Here is a 14,845-nt window from a genome sequence, read left to right on the forward strand (position 1 = left end):
CTCGTGCGGATCGAACATGCCCGAGCGGTCATGTTCGAGCGGGCCAGCCTGCGCGCACCTCGGCGAGCCGCTGTATCAAGGCGAGGGCTGCGTGTCGTGTGCCGGGGACATGCTCCCGGGGTCATGCCCGAGGGGGCATGCGCCAAGGGACATGTCGCCTCGGCCAGGCGCGCTGACTACTTCCCGCGGGCCTTCTCGAGCACGATGATGCGCTCGAGGGCGGCGGCGACCTCGTGGGTCAGCTCGTGCAGGCTGCGCGGGTCGACCGGGTTGCTCGAGCCGGAGGCGAACACGATCAGCGGGACCTTCTCGCGCAGGAGGACGGGGAGGACGAGGATGACGCCCTCGACGCCGCCGAGCGCCGAGAAGAAGGCGGCGTCGATCGGGGTGTCGGTCCGCATCGGGCCGAAGTAGGGGGCGCGGCGCTCGATCACGCCGGAGAACACCGACGGGCCGTTGGCGGGGATCCGGATCTGGCGCACCGCCTCGACCAGCAGGTCTTCGCCGCGGGCGTCGCGGCCGCGGATCTCGCCCTTGACGTGGACGAACATGATGACCCGCGAGAAGCCCTCGGCGAGGAAGTCGAGCAGGAGGTCGGTGACCTCGTCGCGCGTCTTGACGGTGGCGAAGCGCGGCAGCAGGCGGTGGAACGCCTCGGGCGAGAGCGGGATGATCTCGTTGGCGGCGGTGAAGCTCGGCGGGATCCAGGTCTGGGTCTTGGCGGCGTCGAAGGTCGCCTCGCCGGGCCCGGGCTCGGACGCGCCGCCGCGGTCGGACTCGAGGTCGTCGAGCGGGATGTCGAGGTCGTCGGCGTTGCGGGCGGCGCTGGCCAGAGTGTCGGCGGCGCTTTCGGTGCCGGGCTCGGTGCGGCCGCGCGAGGTGTCGACCTCGTCCGCGGGGCGCAGCGTGGCCATGGCGCCGGAGAACACCGGCACGGTCTTGCCGTCGACGGGCTCGGCGACGGCCGCCGCGGAGCTGGCCGAAGGGACAGGTGCCGTGGGGACCTTGCTGGCGGCGGCCACGGGCGCGGACAGGCTCGACGAGGCGAACTCGCGGGTGCCGTTGCCGGGCGCGGGGCTGGTCGAAGGGACAGGCGCGGCGAGGGTCGGCGCGGCGATGCTCGAGGAGGCGAACGGCTGGGTGACGTGACCCGCCGCGGGGCTGGTCGAAGAGACAGGTGAGGCGACGACCGGCGGCGCGGCCAGGTTGGCCGAGCCGAGCGGCTGGGTGACGTTGCCCGCGGGGGCGGTGGCGGCGGCCGGCGTGGCGGCGAGCGCGGCGGCGAGGCTCGAGGAGCCGAACGGTTGGGTGACGTTGCCGGGTGGGCTGACCGGAGGGACAGGTGCCGCCGCGGGCGCCGAGGCGGTCGGCGCCACCACCGGCGCGGAGGGCTGCGGCGTGATGCCGTAGGGCGAGGGCGCGAAGGCTGCCGCCGGCAAGACCGCGGCAGGGCGCGGGGCCCCGGGCATGAGGACGGCCGAGGGTTGGAGCACGGCGGCGGGGCGGATCGCGGCGCCGCTCGGCGCCGACGGACGCGCGGCGTTGGGGCCCGGTCCGGCGCCGCCCGGCGGCTCGACGACGGGAGGCACCACCGGCGCATGGGCGCCGTTCGGCGGGCTCACGCCCGGCGCGCCGACCGTCGGCGGCGTCACCGTCGGCGGCGTCACCGTCGGCACGGAGATCGCGGCGGCCGGAGCGGCGCGGCTCTGGCTGGCCCCGGGGACAGGTGTGGACGCGCCGGCGGGGATGACCGCGGCCGGGGTCGCGGCGGTGGCCGGCTTGGTGGATTGCAGCGAGGGCAGGATCGGCGCCGGGATGCCGTAGTGGTGGGCGATCGAGGAGCGGATGACCCGCAGCGGCGCGACCGCGCGGACCAGGTACGCGCCCGTGTGCGCCGAGATGGCGTCGACCGCTTTCATGTCGGTCGGGTCGACCATCGCCAGCGTGAGGTTGCCGGTCTCGTCGCTCGAGATCGGGAGCACGGCGTGGCGCGCGGCCAGCTCGCCGGGGATCCGATCGAGCGCGGATCGGTCGACGCCGTCGAGGATGCTGGCGCCCACCTTGGGGATCATCAGCTTGCTGTGGAGGAAGCCGACGACGCTGTCTTCATCGGCGAAGCTGTGCGCCAGCAGAGCTTCGACGAAGGAGAGCTTGCGCTCGGCGCTCGTGGCCTGTACCGCGGCTAGCTGCTCGTCGGAGAGCAGGCCCGCTCTCACCATCATGGTCCCGAGGAGACTCACGCGCTGTGATGATTCAACGTCGGAGCCCATCACGTCAACAAGCCGGCGTAACCGGGGCTCCACGCGCCGGGCCTCGTGCTATAGCCGCCGTGGGTGCGCTACCTCGACCACAACGCGACGACCCCCCTCGATCCCCGGGTTCGGGACGCTGTTATCGCGGCGCTGGCGGATCCCCTCCTTCAGGGGAACCCGGCCAGCGTACACAGCACCGGGCAGCGCGCCCGGGCGGCCGTCGAACAGGCGCGCCGCGCGGTGGCTCGGGCCCTCGGCGCCGAGCCCCTCGAGGTGACCTTCACGTCCGGCGGGACCGAGGCCGACAACCTGGCCCTGCTCGGCTCAGCCCGGGCGCTGCGGGCCGCCGGGCGCCCCTGCGGACTGCTCACGTCGCCGCTCGAACACCCCGCGGTGCTGGCCGCGGCGCGCCGCCTGCAGCGTGAGGGGCACCCGCTGGCGCTGGTCGCGGTCGACGCCCACGGCCGAATCGAGGCCGACGCGCTGCGCGCCGCCCTTCGGGAGAACCCGGAGATCGGAGTTATCTCGCTCGCTGCCGCAAATCACGTGCTCGGCAACGCCTACGACATCCCGGCGCTGGTCCGCGTGGTGCGCGAAATCGCGCCGAACGCGCTGGTCCACTGCGACGCGGTGCAGGCGTTCGGCAAGCTGCCCCTCGACTTTCACGCCTGGGATCTCGACCTGCTCAGCGTCAGCAGCCACAAAATCTACGGCCCCAAGGGGGTCGGCGCGCTGGTCCACCGCCGCCGGCTGGCGCTCGACCCGCTGCTGCTCGGCGGCCAGCAAGAGCGCGGACGCCGGGCCGGGACCGAGCCGGTCGCCAGCCTCGCCGGGTTCGGGATCGCGGCTCAGCTCGCCGCCGCCGAGCTGCCGGCCCGCCACGCCCACGTGGTCGCGCTCGCGGATCGCCTGCGGGCTGGTCTTGCGGACATGTCCGATGTGACAGTCCACGGCGACCGCGAGCGCCGGGTCGGCAACACCGTCAGCGTCGGCTTCGAAGGTTGCGACGGCCAGCTGCTGGCGATGAACCTCGACCTCGCCGGGATCGCGGTGTCGTACGGGGCGGCCTGCAGCTCGGGCACGCCCGAGCCGTCGCCGGTGCTGCTGGCCCTCGGGTTGACGCCGGCCGCGGCCCGCTCGGCGCTGCGGATCTCGCTCGGCGCCGGCAACACGGAGGACGACGTCGACGCGCTGCTGGCCGCGCTGCCCGAGGCGATCGCGCGCGTCCGCGGGGCCGAGGGCGGCGGCGACTGGCGCGAGGTGACGCCGTCATGAGGATCGTGTGCGCGATGTCCGGCGGGGTCGACTCGTCGGTGGCGGCGGCGCTGCTGGTCGAGGCGGGCCACGAGGTGGTCGGCCTGACGATGCGCCTCTACGACGCCAGCGGCCACGAACGCCAGGGCCGCGGCGGGTCGTGCTGCTCGCCGGCGGAGATCGATCAGGCGCGAGACGTGTGCGCGCTGCTCGGGATCCCGCACTACACGGTCGACGAGCAGGAGCGCTTCACGGCCCACGTGATCGACGACTTCGCCCGCGAGTACGCCCGCGGCCGCACGCCCAACCCGTGCGTCCGCTGCAACGAGCACGTGAAGTTCGGGCCGCTGGTGGCCCGCGCCCGCGCGCTCGGGGCGGAGGCGCTGGCGACCGGCCACTACGCGCGCCTGGAAGACGGGGCGCTGCTGCGCGCGGTCGATGCGGCGAAGGACCAGAGCTACTTCCTGTTCGCGGTCCCGCCGGCGCTGCTGGCCGGGGTGCGGTTTCCTCTCGGGACATGGCACAAAGACCAGGTCCGCGCGAAGGCCCGCGCGCTCGGGCTGCCGAGCGCCGACACGCCCGACAGCCAGGAGCTGTGCTTCGTCGGCGGCCGCGACCACGGCGAGGTGGTCGAGGCGCGCGCGGCGGCGCTGGGCCTGGGCACCGCCGATCTGGGGCCCGGCGAGGTGGTCGACGCCGAGGGCCGCGTGCTCGGAGCGCACGGCGGGATCCACCGAGTGACGATCGGCCAGCGCCGCGGGCTGCGGATCCCGGGCTCGTCGCCCCGCTACGTGCTGCGCGTGCTGCCCGAGCAGCGCCAGGTGGTGGTCGGCGACGCGGCGTCGCTGCAGACGCACGCGCTGACGCTGACCGATGTCCGCCGGCTGGCCCCGCTCGGCGAGCGCGAGACGCTGCGCGCGGAGGTGCAGATCCGCCACCGCGGGCGACCGGCGCCGGGGCGCGTCGAGCTGGCGGGCGAGCGGGCGACGGTGGTGTTCGACGAGCCGGTCCAGGCGGCCGCGCCGGGTCAGGCGGCGGTGATCTACGCGGGGGAACGGGTTCTCGGCGGCGGCTGGATCGCGGAGGCCGCAGGATGACGGAGCTGCTCGAGGACCTGCCCGACCGCCGCGGAGCGCCGACGTGGCCCGACAACGAGACCCGCCTGGCGCCGCTGCAGGAGCGCCTCGGCTATGCGTTCGCCCGCCCGGCGCTGCTGCGGGTGGCGCTGACCCACCCGACGTGGGTCAACGAACACGCGCGCTCGGGCTGGCCGAGCAACGCGTGCCTCGAGTTCTTCGGCGACTCGGTGCTGGCGCTGCTGGCCACGGAGGCGCTGTGGCGCCGCTTCCCGGACCTGCCGGAGGGGGTGCTGACGCGCCTGCGCGCGAGCCTGGTGTCGGCGCCCGCGCTGGCCGAGGCGGCGCGGCGGATCGAGCTGGGGCCGCTGCTGTGGGTGGCCCACCGCCAGGCCGAGCTGCGCGAGCACGACGGGTCGCTGGCCGACGCGGCCGAGGCGGTGCTGGGGGCGGCGTTCCTCGACGCCCGCGCGGCCGGCCGCGATCCGCTGGCGTGCGCGGGCACGGTGTTTCAAGCGCTTTTGGGGCCCCGCCTGGCCGGCCTGCGCCCCGACGACGGGAAGCCGGCGAAGGCTCGCTTGCAGGAGTGGGCCCAGGCGCGCTGGCGCCGGCCGCCGATCTACGTGCCGCTCGGCGATCGCCCGCCGCACGAGCGCTCGCTGTGGCGGGTGCGGGCGGAGGTGACTTGCCCCGACGGACAGATCGTGGTGCTGGCCGAGGGCGAGGGCCCGAACCTGCGCGCGGCCGAGTCGGCGGCGGCCGAGGCGGCGCTCGAGCGGATCGATCGCGGCGAGCTCGGGTGAGGTTGCTGTCCTTTCCGACATGACGGGCCGGACATCGGCGACGGCCGAGGCGAGCTGGCGTGTTCGCTTCATGTCCTTTTGGACATGACGAGGCGGACATGTGCGACGGGCCGGCGCGTGGGCGCCTGTCCTTTGGGACATGACGGGGCCGAACTTTGCGAGGGTTGCGGTGAGGTCGGGATGCCCTTTGAGACGGGACGGGGCAGGCCCCGCGAGGGTCGCCCTGCGGTGAGGTCGGGCGGATGCCCTTTGGGACATGATCGGGCAGGCTCTGCTATGGCCGCGCTGCGGCGAGGTCGGGGGGATGTCCTTTGGGGCAGGATGGAGCGGACATTCGCGAGGGGGCTCGTCCGCGAGGTCCGTTGGTCGAGTGGCTGTCCTTCGGGACGTCCGCGACGGGGCCGCGTCGCGGCGACCTCGGACCGGCTGGTCTTGAGGACAGGTCATGCCAGGCCGCTCGCGCGAGGGCGCCTCGCGGCCGCTGCCGGGGATCGGTTCGGCGCGACGGTCGCCGCGGATCGCTCCTGTCTGTCGGGGCAGGTGCTCTCGGCCGCGGATCGCCTCGCTCGTCACGCGCTCGCGACGGTCGGGGCGGGACGTCGTTTCCGCGGCTCCGCGGCCCCCGAGTCGGCGGTCCACGGGCGCGGGCCCGGGGGCCCGACGAAGGATCTCGCGGGCGGGCGCGTCGCCGCCCGGCCCCGGATCTGGCATGATCGCGGCCGCGCATGCCCGTTCACGTCCTCTACGTCGCCCCGTACTACAGCGCCAACATCCTGCAGTGCCTCGATGGGCTGGCCTCGCTGGCCGATGTCCGGATCGGCCTCATCACCCACGAGCCCGAGTCGACGCTGCCCGAGCGCTACCGCGGGCGCGTGGTGGGTCACTATCAGGTCCGCGACTGCCTCGACGCCGAGCAGCTGATCGCCGCGGGCAAGGCGTTCCAGGCCGGGTGGGGCCGGGTCGACCGGCTGATCGGGTTCCTCGAGCAGATGCAGATCCCGCTGTCCATCGCGCGCGACAAGCTCGGGATCCCGGGCATGAGCGAGGCCATCGCCCGCAACTTCCGCGAGAAGAACCGCATGAAGGCGAAGCTGCGCGAGGCGGGGCTGCCGGTGGCCCGCCAGGCGCTGATCGGCTCGGCCGAGGACGCGCGCACGTTCGTCCGCGAGGTCGGGTACCCGATCGTGCTCAAGCCGCCGGCCGGCCTGGGCTCGCGCGCGACGGTCCGCGCGACCGACGACGAGTCGCTGGCGTCGGCGCTGGCGGAGCTGTTCGTGACGCCGTCGAACCCCGCCCAGGCGGAAGAGTTCGTGCGCGGCGAGGAACACACGTTCGAGACCATCACGATCCAGGGCAAGCCGGTGTGGCACTCGTCGAGCTACTACCTGCCGGGGCCGCTGCAGGTGCTCGAGAACCCGTGGATCCAGTACTGCGTGCTGCTGCCCCGCGAGCAGCTGCAGCCGCACGCGCAGACGTTCCGGGCGCTCAACATCCGCGCGCTGCAAGCCCTCGGGATCGGCACGGCCCTCACGCACATGGAGTGGTTCCTCCGCGCCGACGGCTCGATGGTGATCAGCGAGGTGGCGGCCCGCCCGCCCGGCGTGCACCTCATGCCGATGATGGGCCTCTGTCACGGGATCGACATGTGGCAGAAGTGGGCCGAGCTGATGGTGTTCGACCGCTTCGAGGCGCCTCCCCGCCAGTTCGCGGCCGGGGCGGCGTTCTTCCGCGGGCAAGGCCCGGGGCAGGTGGTCCGCGCGGTCGAGGGGCTGGCCGAGGCCCAGGAGCGCGCCGGGGCGTGGGTGGTCGACCGCAAGCTGCCGCAGGTCGGCCAGCCGCGCGCGTCCGGCTACGAGGGCGAGGGCTACGCGCTCGTCAAGGGCGCGACGACCGAGGAGGTCGTGGCCGCGCTGCGCGCCCTGGTCAGCTCGGTCCGCGTGGTCCTCGGCTGACGGGCGCGCGCTGCCCGAGCGGGCCGCGGCCCGGGGCGGACGAACCGCCGGGCGGCGCCGAGCGCCGCGCAGGCATGTCCCGCGCGCCTGATCCAACGGGCATGTCCGCGGGCACATGCTCCATCGGTCAGGCGAATCCGTTCAGGCGGGCGCCGGAAAGCCGACAGACGTGGCCCTGAAAGGAGCTGCTCGAAGGGGCATGCTCGCAGGCACACGCTCGAACGGACATGCCCGTCGGCGCATGCCCGCAAGGACAGCCGGACTCCGACCGGGCGGGCGGACCGCACGCCGGGCTGCGGCGCGGACTACTCTTGGCCGGCCCAGCGCTCGAGGAAGATGGTCCGCGCGGCCTCCATCTCCGGCGAGACGGGCTTCTCCGAGGGAAAGCCCGTGACCAGCAGCCAGCGGCCGGTGAACGCCGAGGCCGGGGAATAGGGCGGCTCGGACGGGAGCAGCAGGCGCGGGTCCTGGAGCGCGGCGAACATCGCGTTCTGATCGGCGAACTCGAACACGAACAGCCACACGCGCGGGCTCGTGGCCGTGAACACGTGGTGGCTCTGCACGCCCCGGGCCTTGAGGTCGTCCTCGGACAGCGGGGTCGGCAGCTCGAGCGGCTCGACCGGGTTGTGGTCGAAGCGCAGGCGCGACAGCGGGAAGCCCTCGAGCGCGCCGCCCTCGGCGGCGGACGAGGGAGGCGATTTTTTGGACATGTCCGAAGGGGAAGGTGCCTCGCCGGCGCCGGTGCAACCGATCACCGCCGAGGCCGCCAGCGACAGGGAGAAGAGCGCGGCGCGCGACGACACCGCCGGAGGGTAACGCCGCGCGCTGCGCGGGGCAAACGCGCCGCCGGCGGGCGCCGCGGCGCGCGCTCACGGCGGGGATGATGCGGTCGAGGAGATCACGGGGCAGGCCGGTGGCGAGGACCAGCGGGCGCCGCGGCGAGGGGGCGAGCTCCCGCGGATCGAGCGGTCGAGGAGGTCACGGCGCAGGCCGGTGGTGATGGCCAGCGGGCGCCGCGGTGAGGGTGCGAGCTCCCGCGGATCGAGCGGTCGAGGAGGTCACGGCGCAGGCCGGTGGTGATGGCCAGCGGGCGCCGCGGCGAGGGGGCGAGCTCCCGGGCATCGAGGCGGGCGAGGAGGTCGCGGCGCGGCGGCGGTACGGACCGCGGAGGCCACGATGAAGGCGTGGGCTCTCGGTCGATGCGGTCCACGTGATCGTGGCGCGGGCCGACGAGACGGCGGGCGAACGCCGCGACGAGGGCGCGGGCTCAGGGCTGGTCGATGCGGTCGAGGAGGTCGTGGCGCGGGCCGGCGGTGACGACGGGCGAACGCCGCGACGAGGGCGCCGGCGGCAGGCCGCTGACGCGATCGACGGCGGGCGCGGCGGGCGTCGGCTCGCCGGCATGACCCGAGAGCCTGGCGAAGGTCCGCTCGAGGGCGAACACGAGCGTGCGCTCCTCGGCGAGGTCGGGGTCGCGATCCTGGCGGTAGAGCGAGGCGAGGGCGTGGACGAGCTGGTAGGCGCCCTCCTGATCGTTCTGCTCGTGGTGCAGCGCGGCGGCCTTGGCCAGCGCGGTGGCCTGATCGACGAGCCGCGCGCCGCGGACCAGGCCGACGCTGGCGTTCGAACCTGGCTTATAGACCAGGTCGACGGCGGAGCTGCGCGGCTTGCCGACGGCGGCCTCGGTGTACGCGAGGCTGACGCGGCCGAGCGGACGATCGGCCACGGCCCTGGGCGCGGGCAGGTTGCGATCGGCCGGGCCGAAGCCGACGTAGATGGCGCCCTTCTTGCGGCTGAGGAAGATGGTCTCGACGCTGAGGCGGATCGCGCCGCCGGGCGCCCACTCGATCGCCTTGCCCGGGATCCCGTAGACCCCGGCGATCTTGAGCCCGGCGGCCGGCCTGACCTCGAGCTTGAGGTCGTGGGCGAGCTCCGTGACCATGGTGTCGAATTCCTCGCGGAAGACCTTGGTCATGCGCGCGGCGTCGGGGAAGAAGAACAGGTTGCCGCCGCGCACGCTGCTGATCGCGGTGGCGAGCTCGGCCCCGAACTGCACGCCGACGCCGACGGTGGTCAGGCCGATCCCGCCGTGCGAGGCGTCGCGCGCCATGCCCATGAAGCTCTGCTTGTCGGTGGCACCGACGTTGGGCCGCTCGTCGGTGAAGAGCATGACCCGCGTGGTGCCCTTGAAGCCGTGGCCGCTGCGACGCGCGAGGTCGTACCCGACGCGCAGCCCCTCTTCCATGGCGGTCGAACCGGCGCTCTCGATGCCGGCGATGTGAGCCGCGATCGCGCGCTTGTCCCGGGCCGAGGTCGGGGCCATGTGGACGTGGGCGCGGTCGCCGTAGAGGACGATCGAGAGCTGATCGTCGGGGCCGAGCTGATCGAGGACGCGGTAGAGGCTCTCGCGCACGAGATCCAGCGGCTGACCCGACATCGAGCCCGACTTGTCGATGACGGCGACGAGGTTGAGGGGGGCCCGCTTGAAGGTCTTCGGATCGAGGCCCGAGCTGAAGCCGAGCTGGGCGAGGTACTGCACGTCGGGCTGGGCCAGCAGAGCGGCGCCGGTGGCCTCGCCGACGGTGCAGAGCAGCTGATCGCAGGCGCGCCCGGCCACCAGCGGGAGGTCGTGCTCGCTGAACAGACCCTCGGGCGTGAAGGTGTTGGGGTGCGGGACCTCGCCGGCCTTGACGCGATCGCGGAAGTACTGGATGTCCTGGGCGCCGCCCGGCGTGGCTCCCATGGCGGGCGAGGGGGCCATCATTTCAGCGGCGAACGTGTCGGCCGAGAAGTCGTAGACGTTCGCCTTCATCGGCTGCGGCTCCCGGCGCTCCCGCTCCTTGTCGGGCGCTGCCCCGGCGGCGGTGGTGAGAAGGGAGAACGCGGCGAGACAGGCGAGGGAGCGCAGACGGATCGGCATGACGGCCCGCTCGCCAACGTGCCGGCCGAGCGACGGATCTACGGGCGATCGCAAGCTCGCGCGGCTGCGGATGCGGACCGGCCGGGGGCGGGCGACACCATGGCCCTCGAGTCATGAGCGACGCCCGGCCGGGCGAGGAGCTGCGCCGCCGAGCGCACGGCCAGGTCGAGCGAGGCCGGTGCAGCGGGTGAGCCGGGCCCGCGGACGCTCAGGGAGCGTGCTGGCGTTCATGACATGTTGTTAGGGGCATGTCTTACGCAACTTGTTCTTGAAAACATGTCTTTGAAAGCAGTTCGCCTCAGACCGTGATGCTCACGGTGACATGTCGAAAGGGACAGTTTGCTTGGCGAACGCGGCCGCGCGATGCGACCGCGGGCGGCGAGGTCCGGACGCGCGAAGCCCCGCGACTTCGCTGCCGAGGTCGCGGGGCGCGAGTGCGGGGGGCCGGCCGCTAGATCGTCATGCCGAGGTTGTGGACGACGAAGCCCCAGAGGTCGGTCCACTCCTCGATCTGCTTGCTGGTCGGCTTGCCGGCGCCGTGGCCGGCGCGGACGTCGATGCGGATGAGCGTCGGCTTGTCGCCGGCCTGCGCGGCCTGGAGGGCGGCGGCGAACTTGTAGCTGTGGCCGGGGACGACGCGGTCGTCGTGATCGGCGGTGTAGACGAGGGTGGCCGGGTACTTGGTGCCGGGCTTGAGGTTGTGCAGCGGCGAGTAGGCGCGCAGGGCCTTGAACTGCTCGGCGTCCTCGGAGGAGCCGTAGTCGGACACCCAGGCCCAGCCGATCGTGAACTTGTGGAAGCGGAGCATGTCCATGACGCCGACGCCGGGCAGGGCCACGGCGAACAGGTCGGGGCGCTGGGTCATGGCGGCGCCGACGAGCAGGCCGCCGTTGCTGCGCCCGCCGATGGCGAGCTTGCTCGGCGAGGTGACCTTCTCGGCGATGAGGTACTCGGCGGCGCCGATGAAGTCGTCGAACACGTTCTGCTTGTTCAGCTTGGTGCCGGCCTCGTGCCACGCCTCGCCGTACTCGCCGCCGCCGCGCAGGTTGGCGACCGCCAGCACGCCGCCGAGCTCGAGCCACATGAGGTCGGGGACGGAGAAGCCGGGGGTGAGGGCGACGTTGAAGCCGCCGTAGCCGTAGAGGTAGGTCGGGTTCTGGCCGGTCCGCTCGAGGCCCTTCTTGTGGGTCAGGAACATCGGCACCTTGGTGCCGTCCTTGCTCGTGTAGAAGACCTGGGTGGTCTCGTACTTGCTCGGATCGAAGGCGACCTTGGGCTGACGGAAGACCTCGCTCTGGCCGGTCTTGAGGTCGTAGCGGAAGATGGTGGTCGGCCAGGTGTAGCTGGTGAAGGCGTAGAAGGTCTCGGTGTCCTTGGCGCGGCCGCCGAAGCCGGCGGCGGTGCCGAGGCCCGGCAAGGCGATGTCGCGCTCGAGCTTGCCGGCCTCGTCGTACACGCGGACCTCGCTGCGGGCGTCCTTGAGGTACGAGGCGATCAGCTTGCCGCCGACGTGGCTGACGTTGCGCAGGGTCTCCGGCGCCTCGGGGATCAGGACCTTCCAGGTGGCAGGATCGCCGGCGTCCTTCTTGGCGGCGTCGATGGCGACGACCTTGCCGCGCGCGGCGCCCTGGGTGGTCTGGATGAAGAGGGTGCTGCCCTTGCTGCCGACGAAGGTGTACTCGGCGTCGAACTTGTTCAGCAGCTCGACGACCGGCTTCTTGCCGACGCCGCCCGCGAGGTCGTGGACGAACAGCCCGTTCTTGTCGGCCGAGCCCTCCCACACGCGGATGACGAGCCAGCGGCCGTCGTCGCTGACCTCGCCGTTGAAGCCCCACTGCGGGTGATCCTTGCGCTCGTAGACGAGGATGTCCTGGTCCTGCGGCGTGCCGACCTTGTGGTAGTAGAGCTTCTGGAACTCGTTCTTCTGCTTGAGCGCGTCGCCCTCCTTGGGGGCGTCGTAGCGGCTGTAGAAGAAGCCCTTGCCGTCCCGGGTCCAGGCGGCGCTGCTGAACTTGATCCACTTGAGGTGATCGTCGAGGTCCTTGCCGGTGGCGATCTCGCGGACGCGGTACTCCTGCCAGTCGCTGCCGGCGGCGGCGAGGCCGTAGGCCATGTACTTGCCGTCCTGGCTGATCGCGGTGCCCGACAGCGCGACGGTGCCGTCCTGCGAGAGGGTGTTGGGATCGATGAGGACGCGCGGCTCGGCGGCCAAACTGTCGGCGACGTAGAGGACGCTCTGGTTCTGCAGGCCGTCGTTGCGGCTGTAGAAGTACTTGCCGCCCTCCTTGGAGGGGACGCCGTAGCGCTCGTAGTTCCACAGCTCGGTGAGGCGGGTGCGGATGGCGTCGCGCTGCTTGATGCCGCCGAGGACGCCGAAGGTCAGCTTGTTCTGCGCCTCGACCCAGGCGCGCGTCTCGTCGGTGTCGAGCTCCTCGAGCCAGCGGTAGGGGTCGTTCACCTGCGCGCCGTGGTAGGTGTCGACGGTGTCGCCCTTGCGCGTGAGCGGATAGTCGTAGGCCGACCTGGCGGCCACTTCGCCGCCGCCGCCGCTGCCGCCGGGAGGGGCGTCGGCGGGCCCGGGGGTCGAGGCTGCGGGCTTGCAGGCGGCGAGGGCGAGAGCGGCGGTGAACCACGCGAAGGGCGAGGGGCGGCGATGCATCGGCGAGAAGACTCCGGAGAGGGCTCGGGTTTTGTATCGACCCGCGGCAGCGCGGACAAGGCTTCGCCGGGGCGACGTCGGGCGACTCACGGGGCGCCCGAGGACGGCGTCGGCGAGGTCACAGGCCGGCGAGATCGAGCGGCTGCGGCTTCAGCCGTGCGAGCGGATCGTCGGCTTGAACGGCGGTCAGGAGCTCGTGCGGCCGCACTTCGCGGACGTCCGGGGGCACGAGGCCCACGCTGCGGGCCAGGGCCGCGAGGACGCGCGCCGGCGGAGCGCCCGCCTCGCGCAGGGCGCCGAGATCGGGGGCCCCGTCGCGCTTGCTGAGCTTGGCGCCGCCGGCCCCGAGGATCAGCGGGACGTGGGCGAAGCGCGGCGCGGGCAGCTCGGGGTGGAGCGCGCGCAGGAGGTGGAGCTGACGCGGGGTGCTGTCGAGCAGATCGGCGCCGCGGACGATGTCGGTGACGCCCATGTCGGCGTCGTCGACGACGACGGCGAGCTGGTAGGCCCAGGCCCCGTCGCCGCGGCGCAGCACGAAGTCGCCGACGTCGCGGACGATGTCCTGGTGATGCTCGCCGCACAGGCGATCGACGAAGCCGACCTCGCCGGCGGGGACGCGCCAGCGGATCGCGGCCGGACGGCCGGGGTGCGACTGTCCGTTGCGACATGTCCCCGGGTACACTGGCTCCCCGGTCATGCTGGTGACCGGCAAGGCCCGCAGCTCGCGCCGGGTGCAGGTGCACGCGTAGACGTCGAGGCGCGCGAGCGCGGCGGCGTAGCGGTCGCCGCGCTCGGACTGGCGGTAGGGGCCGAACGGCCCGCCGACGTCGGGACCCTCGTCCCAGTCGAGCCCGAGCCAGCGCAGGTCGAGCAACAGCCGGGCCTCGAACTCGGGCCGGGCACGCGTGAAGTCGACGTCCTCGACGCGCATGACGAAGGCGCCGCCGCGCGCGCGGACGTCGAGCCACGCGAGCAGGGCGGTGCGCGCGTTGCCGAGGTGCAGCGGTCCGGTCGGGCTGGGGGCGTAGCGACCGCGGACGGCGCTCATGAACGAGGAAGATACGCCGCGGGGATCGGGCAGTCTTCGCGCTCGTCGGTCCAGAGGATCGTGAGGATCCACCAGCGACGACCGTCGTGCCGCAGCTGGACGCTGTTGATCCCGCGGTAGAGCAGCTGATCGCCGCCGCCGTCGTCGGTCCGGCTCTCGTAGGTGGTGAAGACGTGGGCGATCCCGGCGAACACCTCGGTGCGGCGGAACAGCTCGCGCTCGACGAAGCTGCGCAGGCCCTGCTCGCTGATCCGCGTCTGCACCCGCTCGACGAACTCGGGGACGCTCATGTCGTCGATGTTGTTGGCGTGGACCTTGATCAGCCGGCCGTGCGGGACGCACAGGCTGGCCAGACGCTCGGCGTCGGGGCCGCGGCCCTCGGAGAAGGAGACCGAGGCGTACATGGCGCGGATGATGGCGTCGATCGAGTTGACGTCGTCGGCTCGCGCGGGCGGGTGCGTCGGCCAGGGGCCGGAGCCGGCCGCGAGCACCGCGGCGACGGACATGACAGCAGAGGACGAGGAGGACGAACTCGGGCCCGGATCGACAGGCATACCCTTCACTATACCGGAGCGAGGACGCGCGCAAAGGGGCCCGCAGGCCACGTCGGCGCGCCCCGGCGGCAAACCGGCCGCAGCGGCCCACGGCGAGGTGGACGGCGCTCGAACGAAGTTCACATCGCTCGCGCAGGTCGCGGGTCCGCGCCCCCGGAAGCTCCGTGCGCGCGCAGCGGCCCCGCAGCCGCCGGTGCGATGGGTCACGGGCGCGACACGCGGTGCGGGTCCGATCGCGCATGCCCGCAGGGGCAGGTCCGTTCGGGCATGTCTTTCGGGTCATGTACGAAGGACCTTCGCGCGCGACGCGATGGCTCGTGTCGTCGG

General features: G+C 73.1%; 10 protein-coding genes. 4 read left to right on the top strand and 6 right to left on the bottom strand.

What is annotated here, in order from left to right; all coding sequences use genetic code 11:
• Positions 1-176 precede the first annotated feature (176 nt).
• The gene (locus NAEX_RS42910) at positions 177-2,222 is read right to left on the bottom strand and encodes a GspE/PulE/PilB domain-containing protein (protein ID WP_170136486.1); all 2,046 of its coding nucleotides are present in this window, start codon (positions 2,220-2,222) and stop codon (positions 177-179) included.
• Between the two features lie 111 nt (positions 2,223-2,333).
• On the opposite strand from NAEX_RS42910, the gene NAEX_RS42915 reads away from it, so the two are divergent.
• The 4 genes from NAEX_RS42915 (at position 2,334) to NAEX_RS42930 (ending at position 7,337) form a co-directional block, all read left to right on the top strand.
• Positions 2,334-3,527, top strand: coding sequence for a cysteine desulfurase family protein (locus NAEX_RS42915; protein ID WP_096333255.1), 1,194 nt, complete (start codon positions 2,334-2,336; stop codon positions 3,525-3,527).
• Entirely contained in the window at positions 3,524-4,603 is a 1,080-nt protein-coding gene (gene mnmA, locus NAEX_RS42920; RefSeq protein WP_096333256.1) for a tRNA 2-thiouridine(34) synthase MnmA, read from the top strand. Before NAEX_RS42915 ends, mnmA begins: the two co-directional genes overlap by 4 nt.
• Positions 4,600-5,385, top strand: a complete 786-nt coding sequence (locus NAEX_RS42925; RefSeq protein WP_096333257.1) for a ribonuclease III family protein — start codon at positions 4,600-4,602, stop codon at positions 5,383-5,385. Before mnmA ends, NAEX_RS42925 begins: the two co-directional genes overlap by 4 nt.
• Before the next feature lie 725 nt (positions 5,386-6,110).
• Complete coding sequence (locus tag NAEX_RS42930) at positions 6,111-7,337, top strand: ATP-binding protein (protein WP_096333258.1); 1,227 nt, start codon at positions 6,111-6,113, stop codon at positions 7,335-7,337.
• 305 nt (positions 7,338-7,642) lie between these two features.
• Here the strand turns inward: NAEX_RS42930 and NAEX_RS42935 are convergent, their stop codons facing one another.
• The 5 genes from NAEX_RS42935 to NAEX_RS42955 form a co-directional block, all read right to left on the bottom strand.
• The gene (locus tag NAEX_RS42935) at positions 7,643-8,140 is read right to left on the bottom strand and encodes a hypothetical protein (RefSeq protein WP_096333259.1); all 498 of its coding nucleotides are present in this window, start codon (positions 8,138-8,140) and stop codon (positions 7,643-7,645) included.
• Positions 8,141-8,604: 464 nt separating this feature from the next.
• Positions 8,605-10,257 carry a vWA domain-containing protein gene (locus NAEX_RS42940; protein WP_096333260.1) on the bottom strand — a complete coding sequence of 551 codons (1,653 nt, stop codon included), beginning with the start codon at positions 10,255-10,257 and terminating at the stop codon, positions 8,605-8,607.
• Between the two features lie 451 nt (positions 10,258-10,708).
• Positions 10,709-12,916: a prolyl oligopeptidase family serine peptidase gene (locus NAEX_RS42945; RefSeq protein ID WP_096333261.1), complete on the bottom strand. Its 2,208-nt coding sequence runs from the start codon at positions 12,914-12,916 to the stop codon at positions 10,709-10,711.
• Between the two features lie 118 nt (positions 12,917-13,034).
• Positions 13,035-13,964, bottom strand: a complete 930-nt coding sequence (gene gluQRS, locus NAEX_RS42950; RefSeq protein ID WP_096333262.1) for a tRNA glutamyl-Q(34) synthetase GluQRS — start codon at positions 13,962-13,964, stop codon at positions 13,035-13,037.
• Entirely contained in the window at positions 13,961-14,470 is a 510-nt protein-coding gene (locus tag NAEX_RS42955; protein WP_096333263.1) for a hypothetical protein, read from the bottom strand. Before NAEX_RS42955 ends, gluQRS begins: the two co-directional genes overlap by 4 nt.
• Between the last annotated feature and the right edge of the window lie 375 nt (positions 14,471-14,845).

Source organism: Nannocystis exedens (assembly GCF_002343915.1).
Taxonomy (GTDB): domain Bacteria; phylum Myxococcota_A; class Polyangia; order Nannocystales; family Nannocystaceae; genus Nannocystis; species Nannocystis exedens.